Source organism: Paenibacillus shirakamiensis, assembly GCF_017874255.1.
In the GTDB taxonomy this organism is placed as follows: Bacteria; Bacillota; Bacilli; order Paenibacillales; family Paenibacillaceae; genus Fontibacillus; species Fontibacillus shirakamiensis.
The window spans coordinates 155,156-171,125 of the sequence record NZ_JAGGLD010000004.1 but is presented as its reverse complement, the minus strand read 5'-3'; the positions used below and the strand labels follow the sequence as shown (position 1 = coordinate 171,125).

Below are 15,970 nucleotides of genomic sequence, written 5' to 3'. Positions count from 1 at the left end.
GCCTCCTGTCTAAATGTCATACGTAAGCTCTGGTGTAATCCGCTTCAGGAACTGCCGAGTTCGTTCCTCTTTTGGTGTACGGAAGATTTCTGTGGGCGTGCCCTCCTCCACAATCACTCCCCCATCCATGAAGATCACATGATTCGAGACATCCATCGCAAAATTCATCTCATGAGTCACCACAATCATCGTAATGCCTTCTTTCGCAATCTTACGAATCACGGAGAGGACCTCACCTACAAGCTCGGGGTCTAGGGCCGAGGTCGGTTCATCAAACAAAATAACCTCGGGTTCCAAGGCCAACGCCCGAGCTATGCCCACTCGCTGCTGCTGCCCCCCAGAGAGCTGGCTTGGATAAGCATTCAGCTTTTCAGCTAAGCCTACTTTTTCAAGCACCTGAACACTCTTCTCACGAGCTTTAAGCTTACTTTGCTTCTGCACGATGACTAGACCTTCCATCACATTCTCCAGAACCGTTTTGTGCTTGAATAGATTATAATGCTGAAATACCATGGCTGTCTTCTTTCTTAGGTCGTAAATTTCCTGTTTACTTGGCTTCTTGCAGTTCACCTGTAAGTCGCCAATGGATACCTTACCGCCATCAGGTCTCTCTAAAAAGTTCAGACAACGAAGTAGCGTGGTTTTGCCCGAACCGCTTGGCCCTAGAATAACCACAACTTCTCCCTTCTGTACTTGCAGATCGATGCTCTTGAGGACCTCCTGCTTACCAAAAGACTTCGTCAAACTCTGAATTGTAATCATGCTACCCCGCCTCGATTGTACGTATTCATTTTCTTTTCTAGAAAAGCCGTGACCCGTTCGATTAACAAGGTTATTCCCCAGAATAGGAGTGCCGCTGCGATATACGCTTCAAAGAACTTCCAATTGCTAGACGCCACGATATTAGCCTGCGCATTAATCTCTCGAATCGATACGGTATAAGCCAGCGTGGAACCATGCAGCATCCCAATCACCTCACTTGAGATATTCAGGAGACTAACCGAGAGCGCCTGAGGAAGAATGATCCGGCGAAACGTCTGGACACTAGACATGCCAACAGAATGTGCAGCTTCCACTTGACCTCGGTCCACAGCCAGAATGCCTGAGCGGATGACCTCGCCGCTATAAGCCCCCGCCGTTATTGAGAAAGCAATGAATACAAAATACAGAATGGGAATCGAAGTGGAACTGAAATGAATGCCCACAAAGCCGCAGAAACTATCGATCGCTACAGGCAGTCCGAAATAAATGAGGAACAGATGCATCAGCATCGGCGTCCCTCGAATGACCGTTACATAGGCTGCCCCTAGCCCACGAAGAAATGGAACACGATAGATGCGGACAAGCGCCACAATCATTCCAATGATAAAGCCTCCTATAAGTGACACGGCAGTAATCAATAGGGTCATAGGAAGGGCCTGAAACAAAGACAGAAAGGCCGTTAAGATAAACCTTGGGTCGAGTTGAATAAAGCATCCTCCTTCTGATCACGAAGACGTCGAGCTGTATGAGAAAACTTTAGCTCTTGTAATGGAGAGATATATCCTTGTTCATGCCGGTGCATCCGCCGCTCCCACCATAAGAACAACTGCTCTATTAAGATGGCCATGACAAAGTACAGTGCTGATAAGGCAATATAACTTTCTACAAAATGATTAGTCAGGGATCCTAGACTTTGTGCTTTTCCGTTAATATCCATAAGTCCAAGGGTAAAGGCTAGAGAAGTCTCTTTAAGATTAGCCAGCACTTTATTTGCAAAAATAGGTATAGATACCGACAGGGCTTGTGGCAACATAATTCTTACAAATGCCTGATATTTACTCATGCCTACGGCATAAGCCGCCTCGACTTGGCCCCGATCTACCGCAGCTACAGCTCCTCGGATAATTTCACTTAAGAAAGCTCCGCTATTCAGCGTATAGGTCAGAATTACAAAAAGTAAAACAGGGGCCTTCGTCACATCGATATTCACCACTTTCAGCAGTTCCGGCACACCAAAATAGATTAAAAAGAGTTGGATCAATACTGGCGTTCCCCTGAAAAATGAGACGAAGACGGCAGACAACTGCTTTAAAAGAGGCACTTGATACATTCGAGGCAGGGCAAGGACTAGACCCACCACTAGCCCCAGTACAATTGAGCTTGCCACAATGAAAAGGGTAATCTGCACATAGCCCAGCAGCTTGAACAGAAAGTCGAATACGTAAGATAATTGAAAGGAAGTATTCATACTCGTATCTTTACTTCGTCTTGGTGAAATCTTCGCCCAGCCACTGGATGCTGAGCTTGGCTAGTGTACCGTCGTCCTTCACGCTTTTAATAGCTTGATCGAGCTTATCTGCCACTTCCTGCTCATCTTTGCGAAGCACGAACAGTACATCTGAATGGGTTAAAGCATCGCCTACCGTCTTCAATTGATCTCCATTCGGTAGGAACTTCAGTGCAAAAGAAGTGCTGATAGTAGCCGCTACACGCCCGTTCAAAATTTGGTTGGTCGTATCATTGGATGCTCCGCTGGAGTAGACGATATCAATCGCACTGTTGTTTTTCTTATTATATTGCTGCAAGATATACGCCTCGTTACTAGTAGCTGACGTAATCACTTTTTTGCCTTTTAAATCGTCAATGGAGTTAATATCCGTGTTGCGCTTAGGAACGACTACTTTATTTAAGAAGATACTATAAGGTTCTTTGGTAAATAGGAATTTCTCTTCGCGCTCCGGATTTTTCTCCATCTGATGAGCAATAAAATCGATCTTCTTCGTTCCCAAACTCAGCAGAAGGCTGGAGAATTCCATCGTTTTGAATTCAAATTCGTACTCAGGCAGTCGCTTATCCAGCTCCCGAACGAGCTCCACATCAAAGCCCGTAAGCTTACCTTTATCATCTAAAAAACAAACGTTCGGAAACTGTGTGCCGGTTCCCACAATAATTTTCCGTACTGCTATGTTCGAACCTGTCTTGGCATCGACAGCCGCAGCTTCTTTCTCGGCTCCGCATCCAGAGAGCATCGTCATCAACATACTGATCGTCACCCAAAATACCCCAACTTTTTTCATGAACTGACCTCCGATGGTTGTGATTTGGCTTGACCCTGTTTGTAGTGTTCATATCGTTCAGGATGTACCACCTTTCTTAGGAGAACGATAGTGATGTCTCCACCTGTCATGAACGATTTCATGAAATCGTTCATATTCTTCGCGCTCATCCATGGGGACTACGATAGAGCCTAACCGATAGAACTCATTCATCACAAACCCCCTGTTGAGTTGTCTTCCTGCTAATATTCTTATAATTCCTAGTTGTTTAATTAGGTATTATGTTGAACCTTACTTTACACGGGAGACTAGACAGTCGTCAATGGCTTCAGTAATAGGGTTTTTCTATTATCATATAGATAAAAATAAAGCCCATCCGAGGAACCTCTCGAATGAGCTTATATGTACATGATCTTTTGGATGTAGCACCAATCGACATCGCTGCTTTACTTCAATAAATCTTGTACGGTCCTTTCCCAACGGGCGAGGACTTCTACTGGATTATGCAATTCAAAGGAAATTCCACTCACAATATCCGCATAGGGAGCCTTATCTTCTCTTGTCCAGACCACCCGCGCTTCAAAGCGTTGACGTAGATTTTCCGTAGGCTCTAGACTTGCTAAATTCTGGAGAGTGAGCCGGGTATAATAGGCTAGATCCTGCACTATGGCAACCAACGTAGCTTGTCCAGTCCGGACCATGTTTCGACTAGTCTCTGTACCTGGCCATACCCCTATACGAAGCGTTGTTGCATTGAGTGCTACAATTTCACCCACGCTAATCATAGCTGTATGAGGCCAGCCCTCTTCATTTACCGTCAATAATAGCAAGGCATCATGCTGCTTCATAGCTAGGTCTTGCCCATCTAAAAGATGCAGTAGCTCGGTTCCAATTTCGCACGTATTCATGGTATAAGGATCTCCTTTACTTTTAAGAATGGCCCAAAATTCAAAGCCCTTGGAGGAAATAAGCATACAAAGTGCATGTCCATATGTCATTGTAGCGAATGTAGAACTGAGTGTCGAACACTACCAACAGGTGTTTGGATTCTGCCCTATCTCTTCTACCGTATCTCTACATCCATAGTGAATCGGCCTATTACTTTGGCGATGGGACCGCTCTTTTTTGCTTCATCATAATTATGTAATTGTGAGAAATTTCTTCGTTTAACTGTTGCAATTTGAACAGGATCATGCATAATATAAAGATAGAAAGTTCATGATAATGATTCTCATTATCTACTAGATCTTGATATTTGAACTCAAAGGAGTAACGCGCATGAGAACACTTACCCCAAATGTAACTATACATCCACAGATTGATGAATATTTGGATCTTCTCAACCTCGCTGTGCAACTCGGAGATGAGAAATGGCAAAGAGAAATTATTCGCAAGCTGTCCTATATGCATCATGATGCTCAACAAGATTAATGTATACGTCACGCCGCTCTCTTTCTAAAGCTTTGCGGCTCCAAGACACCTGCCAAGGTGTCTTTTTTTGTGCACCTATTACATCATGAGGAAGGCATTATTTTCGTAATTGCTTTTAATAACTTTTCTAAGTAAATTTTTTTAGTAAAATATAGATTTAGATGTAGATGTAGATGTAGATGTTGAAGAAGAACGTTGCATAGCAATAAGGATGTCGATTGAGAATAGCCCCGACATCCTTGTACTGAAAAATTATACAGTGAACATAAAGCTGATAGTCTTTAGTAGGAAGTCATTAAACGTCGGTTAAAGCCTAGATGTGGTGAATTATCGTGGAGTATCTTACCTTAGATGTACGTAGATGATAGTCTCAGAAGATGTGGTCCTAACGTGGAGTGAATTACTTCATGATGCAGTCTGGTTAAATTAACTACTAAGCCATTGATCGAAGAAATCTGCGTAACCCTGCTTCATAACTTGACTTGAGAATTTCTCAAATGCATAGGCACGGTTCTCACATGAACTCTTCAAGGGAGAGGCTGCTGCCATATTAACAAGTTCAAACCAGTTATGCTCATTACCAGAAAAAGCATGCTGTGCGCTAATATGATCGTAACAAGGGTGCTCGGGTTTTACAACAATTTTGCCCATCGCTAGCGCTTCCGTTAGCGGCATTGCAAAGGTATCAAACTTAGAACAGCTCCAGTATACTTTGGCGGAATTCATGAGTTGGAATACTTCCTCTTGGGTAAGTGCGAACTTAAGCTTTACGTTATCTGGAATGCTGTATTTCTTCATACTTTGTTTATAGCGTTCGCCTCCGAACACCATAATGACCTCCTTGTCCGGATTATGTCTGGCATAATCGAGCACGATGTCTGGTCTACGATTCTCCTCATCTCGGCCCATCCACAATATACGGTTATGTACAACCTGCTCAGGATCATAGTACCGCTCTGCCAAGCGTTCATCGAATCCAATCGGGATAACTTTGGTATCTGTGACACCAAAGTTACGGCTAATTTCTCTCTTCAAAAATTCAGTCTGCACAATAGCTTTATTCACCATCGTATAGAAAGGCTTCATCATCTCATACCCTGTCAAGGCAGGGTCTGGAAAGCTATGCGGAAAAAGCACACTGTTTTTAAGGAACATATTAAGAAAGGTAAATCCCGAAACCGTATAAATGACATGCTCAATATGTCTATTATAGATTTGATCAAGAACGACATCGTAGTTCACGAGGTCACCCTTCTCATGTTCATATCCAGGAAGCCAGTCGAATTCACTTACATGCCGTTCGGGTGAGATAAACACAATATCCACGCCTAATTCTCGGGCTAGCGCTTGTAAGCGATCGGCGAATACCTTTGGACCTTGGCGCTCAGCAAATTGAATTTTCCTCATTACTAATCCTACTTTTTTCATCGTCCAGCCGCCTTTCGGATCTCTATTGCATCCGCGCCTGGCGCTGCATTACCGCTCCTCGTGCTATCTCCATCGACGAATATTGTGCCTTAAACTGTCCTTAATTTCTTCGCGTTGCACCAAAAGTTTGTCCTGCGGCCAAGGGGTCTGCCCACTACTCAAATCAGATTCTACTAATAACAACATCCAAAGCGAAAAAACACAGCTAAACACACGATAGTTCCTCATAAAAATTTCCTTGTCCAGTTTCTCGCCATACTGTGCTGATTGATGCATATAGTAATGAAGCAGGGTTGTACGCTGGGAAGGGGTGATGCGTCTAGGGTATAACGGATGTGATACATCAAGAACATGATACAGATCCCAATAGGGCAGGTTCAGGTGAGCATGTTCCCAGTCCAGAATCATCGTTCGCCCTCTCACCTTACTATAATTACCTAAATGTAGATCTCCATGCGTAAGCACTACAGCATCCCGGAAAAAAGTCTCGTCCACATCCACAGCCCGAATGAACTGAACTATGTTTTCGGCTTCTTCAGGAATTGCCCAAGCTGTAACTCTGTACAAGTCTTCCGCACGCGCACAAAGTTCGGCAGCCATCTGCAAAATGGAGGGTTTAGGCCCCTGCAAGGTGAGTCCATCGGGCCAATGATGATGAGGAAATGTATGCCACCTAGCCATATGCTTAAGCACTTCACGAGCGGTATCCATTCGAAACACGTGACGTAAAGGACCTAAATCCTCGAAAAGGAGCCAGCTATCTGGTCCCTCTTTTTCAAAGCTTGCATCCACTAAAGCTGGATAAATATCAGGCAGTAACGGAAGAATATGATGGTAGATCCATCGCTCCCTGCCAGACTGGCTATCATTAGTCAGCGGTTTGTAAATGTAAGACTTGTCCAGAGTACTGTATATACGTTCAACTTGTTGCCCATTCATGCCTGTATAAAGCACTTCTCGTTTGAGCATCGGCAGGCCCGGGAAGTGCCTGTGGGAGTCATTCAACTTCGTTAGAGGGTACAAGAAATGACCTCCTTTTCAGATCATTTCTTATTATCTCAGAGCTTGATTCTCTTGTACATTGCCGGAATGTGGTTTCTCACTTGCTGTCTTCGGGTACAAACAAACTACATGCACTAGATTAATCGAAAAGGGGACTACATAATGCCAAAAGGAAAAGGTTGTCTTATTCCCATTATTGCGGTCGTTGCGATCGTCGTCATCTTAGGAATTATTATGATCAGCAACTATAACAAGTTCGTTAATGCAGAGACGGAGGTTGATGAGAAATTCAGTGTCATTGAAACCGACTTACAGCGTCGGTATGATCTCATTCCCAATCTGGTTAACACGGTAAAGGGATTTGCCAAGCAGGAGAAAGATGTCATTAAATCTGTAACGGATGCACGAGCTTCTCTAGGTGGCGCACGCACGAATCAAGAGAAAGCGGAAGCCAATGAACAATTGCAAGGCGCTTTGAGCCGATTGCTGGTAGTAGTTGAGAACTATCCAACCCTCAAATCCGATGCTCATTTCAAGCAATTGATGGATGAACTCGCTGGAACTGAAAATCGTATTGCGGTATCACGCAAAGATTACAATACTGTAGTAGCCAATTATAACAAGATGATTCGCCGCTTTCCTGGCAGTCTGATGGCTGGCATCCTTGGATTCGACAAAAAAGAATACTTCCAGACTACGACGGAATCCCGTAATAATCCAGAAGTCGACTTTAGTGATGAGGATAAATCAACTTCGTTCAACTTCAATAACAATCCTAAGCTGACTCTACTTTCATCTGGTAAGAGCGCATGAACGGTAACCGCCTGAGTTCTCCTCAGGTAAACCGAGCACTAGCTTCGGATTTCCAAGCAGCCACTGAAAAGCACAAGGAGGTTCCTTTTGCAGGCTTGCTTGGCCGTCGCTTAAAGCAAGGTTGTCCAAGGAGCCTGCTGTCTGCATTTTTTACGTTGCTGTTCATATTCGCTTGGGCAGCCCCTGCATGGGCTGCCGTTATCGAAATTCCCGCTCCTCAAGGAGATATCTATGTTCAGGATTTTCAGCATCTATTGAATCAAGAACAAAAAGATGAATTGAATCGCTTGGGTCGGGCTCTAGAAGGCGCTACTAAGGCACAGGTCGCGGTGCTTACCGTACCCACAATTGGGGAAGAGTCGGTGGAACAATATGCGAACCGTGCTTTACGACAATACAAACTTGGAGATGCCAAGCTCAACAACGGCGTACTCCTCGTCGTATCTCTAAGCAGCCAGCAGGGCGCGAGCCAGCTTCGCATTGAAGTCGGATATGGCCTTGAAGGCGCCATCCCAGATGGCAAAGCAGGCCGTATACTAGATGAGGTATCCATCCCTTATTTTCAGCAAAACAAGCCGGATCAAGCGATTATAGAGACCTATAAGACTCTATATAATGAGGTTGCTACAGAATATAAAGTACAAGACAAACTTCACCCGGAATCCGTGGTGCTTCCATCTCCCGGATCCTCCCAAAGTGGAAATGAAGGCGGAGGGATCTCCATCTTCTGGGTCATTATCATCATCGGCCTCATGGCCGTCGATTTCATCTTCTTCCGCGGTTTCATCACGATGACGCTATTGTCCATACTTGGACGCGGCGGTCGTGGTGGCGGTGGCGGTGGGGGTGGATTTAACGGTGGGGGTGGCGGTTCCTCTGGAGGCGGCGGTGCCGGTCGAAGATTTTAATTCAGCATTTCTCACTTCATAAGTAACTATCTAAGCAGACCTTCTCAGCGATGGAGAGGTCTGCTTTTTAGTGATATTTCCCCCTCATATTACATCCATATACTATACAAAATACCCTAAAATTCTACATAATATGGTAAAATAATACTATATCAGGAGGTGAACTCTATTCAGTAAACATTCTTCATCATGATGACATTCTTCAAATGTTAGACAGCTTACTCAAGGAAACTCCCGTTTCAATTGGAATTCGTTCTATGCAGATCGCAATCGAGGTACTCCCTTTTTCGTGAATGCACCGGTTGAGAATCTTGTTGCGAGACATATTCAGAGACTCTGAAGCTGTAGAAATACGGGACATGCGCGAGAGGGAAGCTTCCTCTAAGGAGTTCGGCACTTCTTTCTTACTAATAGGCCTACTCCGGTTAAATAATTAGCGATTCCTCAAGGGAATCGACCCTGAATTTAGAACAAAGGAGCTGACTTTTTTGAAACATACAAAGATTTTGGTACTCATGCTACTGCTTATAAGTTCTGTATCTCTTGGATTTACGGCACCTGCTCATGGCCAAGCCGCTTCTACACCAATATCACTATCTATTAATGATACCTTTGTATCTCCCCAGCCCACTCTTCTTATCAAAAACACCTTATATATTCCGCTTCGTTCCTTATCTGCTCTTCAACTAAGCTATGATTGGAATGCAGCCAAGCAACAAGTTACAGTCAAGAATGGGGCTTCTGTGTTAACCTTAACGATTGGCTCAAAGACAGCTTTCAAAAATAAGGTCCCTCTACAACTATCCACTCCCCCCGTTCTGCGCAGTGGAAGAACTTATGTACCGCTAAGATTCGTCTCGCAGACGTTAGATTCGCAGGTTCGTTGGTTCGAAGGGAGTAAACAAGCGTCGATTCTGACTAATGCGTTCATTGCTCAACAGCAACAATCACTCACCAAGCTCATGGACCCGAATGGAAATCGTGACGAGCTTGATCAGAAAGTCGGCGAATCTTTCCACACTTGGGGACAGCTGCTGGCGCTGAATTCAGCACTGAAGGAGCCCATCTCTGACTTTGATCTCTATCATATTTGGTTCGATCCTAGCGATCCAACACGGCTTACTCTTCACATCATCAATCGAGGTTTAAGTGGAGATGTTGAACCTTATAGTAAGGCTTGGCTCGGAACAAAGCCCTTATATAACCTCATCATTCAACTTCAAATTAAAGACAATAAAGTGACCACAACTTGGATGGGGCAACTCACAAATAAGAAAAATCTGATTCAGCAGCCTTTCAATAAAAATGATAACCTTGATGCTCAATTAGTGAAGATCATGGGTTCACATTATGGCTATACCGCAGTAGCTGGGAAAAAGATGATTATAGATCATTCTTTACGAGCTTATAAAGGTTCTAGCATTGGAGGATTGGCTCCATTAATCCTACCAGCTTCCTAGATTCCTCTACCATTTGATAAAAGAAATGCATTTTGTTTTTTGCTAAATTCTCTATCCTTTATAGGATGCACAGTTAGAGGGTGTCCAAGAATCTGTTAAACCTAATTCATACTCTATCGTACATCCTATGAAAGGTGGAATTTAATATGACTCAAGTCATAGATGCTAGAACATCACAAAATGCTAGTACAGCCAACTCCATTGCCATCCCTATTCTTGCAGTGAATACCCCTCAGCTTTTTGGACAAATTGGTCTATCAACATTTAATGTAGGAGGAACTCCTCGCGTTCAGTTCAAAGGGACCATCTCATTGCAGGTTCCCTTAGCACTTGTTGGGATTACTGTAACTATCGTGAGAGGAACGCTACCGACAGATCCTGTAATTTATTCAGCTACTTCTACATTTAATGTGAGTGTGCTTGCCCCTCAGATTATTACTTTTTCCGCGGATGACTATATCCCGCCGATTACACCCCAACTTGTATACACCGCTTTTGTATCTTCCAATTTGCTAGGTACTATCCGTGTTGGACCTGAAAACTTTGATGGTGTATTGTTCTCAGATTAATCACCGATTACATCTGTGAGAAGCCAAATACCCCCGCAAACGATAAATATCGTTTGCGGGGGTATTTTTATGCGGGCGCAGTCTCATCGGATGTCAGTACACCATTGATAATCCTGATGCATCTCTTCCGACTTGCCCATTCTTCAGCCACTTCTTGGCGCCCACAAAATGACAGAGACACCCACAAGACAAATCGCCGCACCTAGCCAGTCATAGACATCGGGTGTTTTTTTATCGACTAGCCAAGACCAGAACAGAGCCATCACAACAAAGATACCTCCATAGGCAGCATATACCCGGCCAAAAGAGGGGAATTTCTGTAACGTTGGAATGATTCCGTAGATGATGAGTATTATACTGCCAACTACACCGAACCAAAGCGGCCTGCCCTCTCGGAGAGAAAGCCAGATAAGATAACCTCCTCCAATCTCAGCAATCCCGGCCAAGATGAATAAAAGAATCGACAATTCCTAGCCCCCTTTTTATCCTCCCTAGGATAGATCATGATTTATTTCCATCCTTTTTCCCGAACAAACGCTCGTAATTCGCATCTGATTTCAATATACTGAGGAGAGTTACATCGTTCACTTTATACTTAGGAAAGGCAGGAATTCCATTGCCGTTACATGAACTGCAAGAGCAGGAGCTGCTCCATTACCTAACCCACTCTACGGGGAAAATGGCCCTACTAATCCATACAACCTTCTGCGGAACATGCCAATTGGCTGAACGCATGCTGGACATTGTAAATATAGCTCTGCCTGAGCTTGAGTTATATAAATTAAATATTAATTACGCGCCCCACCTACGCGATACATGGCAGATTACGAGTGTACCTTGCTTGGTGATATTCGAAGATGGGAACCCTCTAAATTTTGAATATGCGATGCACTCTGTCGATTACTTATATCAGCTGCTCAAACCTAATCAGAGTTGAGATATGTTCACATATCCACCCTCTATTCGCCCGAAAGGAGGTAGATTTGCATGAATTTTCAGTTAAGTGAACGAACCATTACATTGCTATGTGGTCCACAGTCGTTCGAACGAGGCACGGACTTATATCAGGAGGGTCAGGTTACTTTTACCCTATATCGTCCGAATGCTAGACATTTCGAAGCAACGGTCAAGGGAAGTGATCTGCAAGAGGTGACGGTCATCCTAGATGCTAACCATGATGTGTCTGCAAAATGCAGCTGTCCCTCCTACTATACCAGCTTCCAGTATTGTGAACATGTGGCTGCTGTTCTACTAGATATTTTACATGCTAAGCGATATGAACTTGCTGGACCCGATCCCATGAACAGCTCACCACAGACACTTCCTTCAGCATCCTCTCTAGCTGAACACAGTCCTTCCTTTCCTTCTTTACTTCATCCGAGGTCAAGGCGGAATGAGTCCTCTCCGTTCTTACTAGCAGATGAAGTGCTAGGACTATTCGGGAATTCAGCTCGCACGGGACACAAGAACCGAATTCTAACCTATGACCTAACTGCATTAGATGCCGAATTCATCTGTAGGCCCCATCATTATGGAATGGGTAAATATATGTTAGCTTTAGAGCTTCGAGTAGGCGAGAAAAGATTCTACATTGTACAGAAAATTCGCGAATTTTTAACGTCCTATGAGCAACGAGACAAGTACACCTTTACCAAGCATTTCAGTTATATCCCTGAGCTTCATTATTTTCATCCAGCGCAGGATCGGGTGCTAAGAATGCTTATCGATGTGCATCATGAAGAGACGATGTACCGGGATACCCTAAGTGGATATGCCTTCTCTTCTAGACATACCGCTGGAGACCGACTGCTTCTTATTCCCCCGTCACTCTGGGACACATTACTCCCTTTGCTCTTGGAGACAGGTACTGTCAAAGTTGAATTACCTAATGGCACATTCACAGCACTTCAGGTAGCCGACCATGCACTTCCTTTACGATTTGGATTTGATCAGGATGAGGAAGCAACCTACCAGCTGGATGTGCAAGGGCTGGATCAACTCATTATTCTGGAGGCCTATGGCATCGTCCTTTATGAAGGAAAGCTGTTGAAGCTTCCTGTGCAGCAGTGCACTCACTTACATGAGCTTAAGCGTATGCTGGATACATCTAGGCAACCCACGATTCAGATATCCAAAGAGCAGATGGAACCTTTTATGGAAAAGGTTGTGCCTGCACTGATGAAAATGGGTGAAGTCCACGTCGCCGAAGCCGTCTCTGATCGCTTGATGCAGGCGCCCCTTAAGGCACGTCTCTATCTCGACCGTATTCGAGATCGGCTGATTGCTAGCCTGGAATTTCAATATGGGGATATTGTTATCTATCCCTTGCAGGATGCAGGGGAACGCCGAGGAGAGGACCGAATTCTCATTCGGGACGGAGAGCAGGAACGAAGGATTTTGGCGATCATGCAGCAGAGTCATTTTGCTCAGACCGAAAGTGGATATTTCATTGACGATGAAGAGAAAGAATTCGACTTCCTCCATCACACGATCCCTGATCTGGAGAAACTGTTAGTGGTCTATGCCACCACTGCGGTGAAGGTTCGGGTGCTTCCGACACCTTCCACACCGTCCATTTCCGTTCATCTGGAGGAGAGGACGAACTGGCTTGAACTCCGCTTCAAACTCGATGGTATCCCTGAAGATGAGGTCAAAGAACTCCTTCATGCACTTGAAGCTAAACGTAAATATTACCGTCTACCTACAGGTTCCCTCCTACCTTTAGACACCAAAGAGTGGCAGGGAATTGGAGCTTTCATGAAGGAAATTGGCATTCGCAAACCCGATATCAAAGGTCCCTATTTTCGGGTGCCCGCACTGCAGGCATTACATGTAATGGATCCGCAAGCAGCTGTAGCTGGCGTGACGTTTAGCAAATCTTTGCGTCAATTATTGGAGCATATACGTAACCCAGGTGATATCGATTTCGAGGTACCTCCTTCGCTAGCGCCTATACTGCGAGACTATCAAAAACTAGGTTATCAGTGGATGAAGACCTTAGCTCATTATCAATTTGGGGGAATACTAGCCGATGATATGGGACTAGGTAAAACGCTGCAAGCTATAACTTTTCTCGTGTCTGAATTACCATCGATCCGTTCAGACCGTGTGCCCGCGATTATCGTGTGTCCCGCTTCACTTATATACAACTGGCATAATGAACTTCGCAAATTCGCACCCGGTCTTCGAGCAGTCATTGCGGATGGGACGAAGACGATGCGTGATCGCGTATTAAAACATGCTGACGAATTTGATGTCATCATTACTTCCTATCCCCTGCTTAGGCAGGATGTAGATACGTATGCGAAGTATGCCTTTCATACCCTAATTTTGGATGAAGCCCAGGCTTTCAAGAATCACTATACGCAGACGGCTCAATCCGTGAAGAAAATCGATGCTCGCTATACATTTGCATTGACGGGTACGCCCGTTGAAAACTCCATTGAAGAGCTTTGGTCCATTTATAACGTCGTATTGCCGATCCTCTTCCCTAGCCGCGTTGCATTCAGCAGTCTCTCGCGCGAGACGATCGCACGTCGCATTCGTCCATTCTTGCTACGCCGATTGAAGACCGATGTGCTCAAAGAGCTTCCAGAGAAGCTCGAATCCATGCAGATCTCCGAGCTCTTGCCTGAGCAGAAGAAGCTGTATGCTGCCTATCTTGGTAATCTCCGGGAAGAAACCTTGAAGCATCTAAAAGATGACGAGTTCCAACAGAATCGTATCAAGATTCTTGCGGGTCTTACCCGATTGCGTCAGCTCTGCTGCCATCCTGCCTTGTTCGTCGAAGGGTATAAGGGCGGCTCTGCTAAGTTTGATCAGCTAATGGAGATTATTGCAGAATGCCGAAGCTCGGGCAGACGGGTTCTCATTTTCTCCCAGTTCACTCAGATGCTTGGTATCATAGGGCGGGAACTCGGTTACGAAGGTATTCCTTACTTCTATTTAGATGGACAGACGCCTTCCCGAGATCGTGTTGAGCTGTGCGATCGGTTCAATGAAGGGGAGAAGGATCTCTTCCTGATCTCCTTGAAAGCAGGGGGAACCGGTCTTAATTTAACCGGAGCCGATACCGTTATCCTCTACGATTTATGGTGGAATCCTGCCGTGGAAGAGCAAGCCGCAGACCGAGCCCACCGTATGGGGCAAAAAAGAGTTGTCCAAGTCATCAGGCTGGTCACGCAAGACACCGTTGAGGACAAGATGTATGAACTTCAGCAGAAGAAAAAGGATCTGATTGCTGAAGTGATTGAGCCCGGACAAGAATCTATTTCCACCCTGACCGAGCAAGAAATTCGCGAACTACTGAGCTTGTAATTCCACATTATAAAAACAAGCCCCTTACTTCTGCCACGAAGTGAAGGGGCTTGTTTTTATAATGTGATTGGCGTATGAAACGAATACATGGCTTAGGCTAGATCTTTAGAGCGATTGGGCAGATAGAGCATCGCACCAATTCCAACCAGAAGAATACCTGCAAAAAAGGTAATTGTGGTGATATTCCATATATAAGAGGGTATAAGATCAGTTAATTCTTGCAGATTATTACCGACCTGATTAGCCTTGCTGGCATACAGGATGATCCTCTCTAACCCACTTAGGGCCATAAGAAGAACGCCGAATAGAATGATCCATACATTTCTCAAATGGAACCCTCCCCTGAAATTGTAGCACTATACAAAATCTCTTCGCTTTGTTCAGTCTATCTTTGCACCGAGCACTTTAAGGAAAGCCGCTCCATGGGCCGTGTCCATTCTTGCTCCGCGAAGAGATAAAGTCCGAAAATCAATGCCATCAATCAAGGCTCCCCGAAGGTCACTCTGTTGTAGATTGGCTTTGGTTAGTTGGGCCATACTCAGCTCCGCTTTACGCAGATCAGCTTTTTCGAGATTAGCCCCGTATAAATCTGCTTCGATGAAGCGTACGTTGCGCAAATTCTGCTTTGCTAGATTGGCATGTCTAAGATTGGTATAAGACCAATCCCCTTCTTCCAAAGTAATTCCATCCAGCTGCGCTTGGGAGAAATCTGAACCTGTCATTTTACAATGGGTGAATTTGGAGACAAATAGGTTAGCCTCTTGAAAATTACAATTCTCAAATGCTGATTCCGTATGCATCGATGCATTCAATAGAGCTCCTGTAAAATCGCATTCTACAAAACGACATCCACTTGTCGTTATCTCCTCCATTGATGTTCCTCGAAAAGTACATTTCTCGAAAGTGCACCGTATAAGCTCGCCTTCCCGTTGATCGGAGTGACTAAAATCTACATGATCAAAATGTCTGTCTATATATTGATACATCTAATGAACGCTCCCTAG

General features: G+C 44.6%; 18 protein-coding genes. 7 read left to right on the top strand and 11 right to left on the bottom strand.

Translation table 11 applies throughout. The features are described from left to right. Positions 1-9: 9 nt before the first annotated feature. From J2Z69_RS12705 to J2Z69_RS12685, 6 genes are all read right to left on the bottom strand, one after another. Positions 10-762, bottom strand: a complete 753-nt coding sequence (locus J2Z69_RS12705; RefSeq protein WP_209863093.1) for an amino acid ABC transporter ATP-binding protein — start codon at positions 760-762, stop codon at positions 10-12. Beyond that, the gene (locus tag J2Z69_RS12700; protein WP_209863576.1) at positions 759-1,469 is read right to left on the bottom strand and encodes an amino acid ABC transporter permease; all 711 of its coding nucleotides are present in this window, start codon (positions 1,467-1,469) and stop codon (positions 759-761) included. The genes J2Z69_RS12705 and J2Z69_RS12700 overlap by 4 nt, the downstream gene beginning before the upstream one ends. Continuing rightward, on the bottom strand, positions 1,442-2,230 hold the full coding sequence (locus tag J2Z69_RS12695) for an amino acid ABC transporter permease (RefSeq protein ID WP_209863091.1): 789 nt from the start codon (positions 2,228-2,230) through the stop codon (positions 1,442-1,444). Before J2Z69_RS12695 ends, J2Z69_RS12700 begins: the two co-directional genes overlap by 28 nt. A 10-nt stretch (positions 2,231-2,240) precedes the next feature. Continuing rightward, on the bottom strand, positions 2,241-3,059 hold the full coding sequence (locus J2Z69_RS12690) for a transporter substrate-binding domain-containing protein (RefSeq protein ID WP_209863088.1): 819 nt from the start codon (positions 3,057-3,059) through the stop codon (positions 2,241-2,243). Between the two features lie 57 nt (positions 3,060-3,116). Further along, positions 3,117-3,251, bottom strand: coding sequence for a hypothetical protein (locus tag J2Z69_RS19315; protein ID WP_281069406.1), 135 nt, complete (start codon positions 3,249-3,251; stop codon positions 3,117-3,119). 233 nt (positions 3,252-3,484) lie between these two features. After that, a complete protein-coding gene (locus J2Z69_RS12685) occupies positions 3,485-3,946 on the bottom strand; it encodes a pyridoxamine 5'-phosphate oxidase family protein (protein ID WP_209863084.1) in 462 nt (153 codons plus the stop codon). Between the two features lie 370 nt (positions 3,947-4,316). On the opposite strand from J2Z69_RS12685, the gene J2Z69_RS12680 reads away from it, so the two are divergent. Further along, positions 4,317-4,469, top strand: a complete 153-nt coding sequence (locus J2Z69_RS12680; protein ID WP_209863081.1) for a hypothetical protein — start codon at positions 4,317-4,319, stop codon at positions 4,467-4,469. A gap of 426 nt (positions 4,470-4,895) precedes the next feature. Here J2Z69_RS12680 and J2Z69_RS12675 read toward each other — a convergent pair whose 3' ends face one another. Then, a complete protein-coding gene (locus J2Z69_RS12675; protein ID WP_209863078.1) occupies positions 4,896-5,897 on the bottom strand; it encodes a glycosyltransferase in 1,002 nt (333 codons plus the stop codon). Between the two features lie 63 nt (positions 5,898-5,960). Then, a complete protein-coding gene (locus J2Z69_RS12670) occupies positions 5,961-6,920 on the bottom strand; it encodes a phosphotransferase (RefSeq protein WP_209863075.1) in 960 nt (319 codons plus the stop codon). Positions 6,921-7,061: 141 nt separating this feature from the next. Between J2Z69_RS12670 and J2Z69_RS12665 the strand changes: the two genes are divergently transcribed. The 4 genes from J2Z69_RS12665 to J2Z69_RS12650 all read left to right on the top strand — a co-directional run bounded on the left by J2Z69_RS12665 (position 7,062) and on the right by J2Z69_RS12650 (position 10,649). Further along, positions 7,062-7,712, top strand: coding sequence for a LemA family protein (locus tag J2Z69_RS12665; RefSeq protein ID WP_209863072.1), 651 nt, complete (start codon positions 7,062-7,064; stop codon positions 7,710-7,712). After that, complete coding sequence (locus J2Z69_RS12660; RefSeq protein ID WP_209863070.1) at positions 7,709-8,620, top strand: TPM domain-containing protein; 912 nt, start codon at positions 7,709-7,711, stop codon at positions 8,618-8,620. The genes J2Z69_RS12665 and J2Z69_RS12660 overlap by 4 nt, the downstream gene beginning before the upstream one ends. Positions 8,621-9,108: 488 nt before the next feature. Then, complete coding sequence (locus J2Z69_RS12655) at positions 9,109-10,080, top strand: copper amine oxidase N-terminal domain-containing protein (RefSeq protein ID WP_209863065.1); 972 nt, start codon at positions 9,109-9,111, stop codon at positions 10,078-10,080. Between the two features lie 146 nt (positions 10,081-10,226). After that, positions 10,227-10,649: a hypothetical protein gene (locus J2Z69_RS12650; protein ID WP_209863062.1), complete on the top strand. Its 423-nt coding sequence runs from the start codon at positions 10,227-10,229 to the stop codon at positions 10,647-10,649. 143 nt (positions 10,650-10,792) lie between these two features. On the opposite strand, the gene J2Z69_RS12645 is transcribed toward J2Z69_RS12650, so the two are convergent. Next, positions 10,793-11,116 carry a YnfA family protein gene (locus J2Z69_RS12645; RefSeq protein ID WP_209863059.1) on the bottom strand — a complete coding sequence of 108 codons (324 nt, stop codon included), beginning with the start codon at positions 11,114-11,116 and terminating at the stop codon, positions 10,793-10,795. A 149-nt stretch (positions 11,117-11,265) separates the two neighbouring features. On the opposite strand from J2Z69_RS12645, the gene J2Z69_RS12640 reads away from it, so the two are divergent. Together J2Z69_RS12640 and J2Z69_RS12635 are read left to right on the top strand one after the other, a co-directional pair. After that, positions 11,266-11,586, top strand: a complete 321-nt coding sequence (locus J2Z69_RS12640) for a thioredoxin family protein (protein ID WP_245339277.1) — start codon at positions 11,266-11,268, stop codon at positions 11,584-11,586. A 50-nt stretch (positions 11,587-11,636) separates the two neighbouring features. Then, positions 11,637-14,966, top strand: coding sequence for a DEAD/DEAH box helicase (locus tag J2Z69_RS12635; RefSeq protein ID WP_209863056.1), 3,330 nt, complete (start codon positions 11,637-11,639; stop codon positions 14,964-14,966). Positions 14,967-15,058: 92 nt separating this feature from the next. Here the strand turns inward: J2Z69_RS12635 and J2Z69_RS12630 are convergent, their stop codons facing one another. Both J2Z69_RS12630 and J2Z69_RS12625 read right to left on the bottom strand, forming a co-directional pair. Then, complete coding sequence (locus J2Z69_RS12630) at positions 15,059-15,295, bottom strand: hypothetical protein (RefSeq protein ID WP_209863053.1); 237 nt, start codon at positions 15,293-15,295, stop codon at positions 15,059-15,061. Positions 15,296-15,346: 51 nt separating this feature from the next. After that, positions 15,347-15,952, bottom strand: coding sequence for a pentapeptide repeat-containing protein (locus tag J2Z69_RS12625; protein WP_209863050.1), 606 nt, complete (start codon positions 15,950-15,952; stop codon positions 15,347-15,349). Between the last annotated feature and the right edge of the window lie 18 nt (positions 15,953-15,970).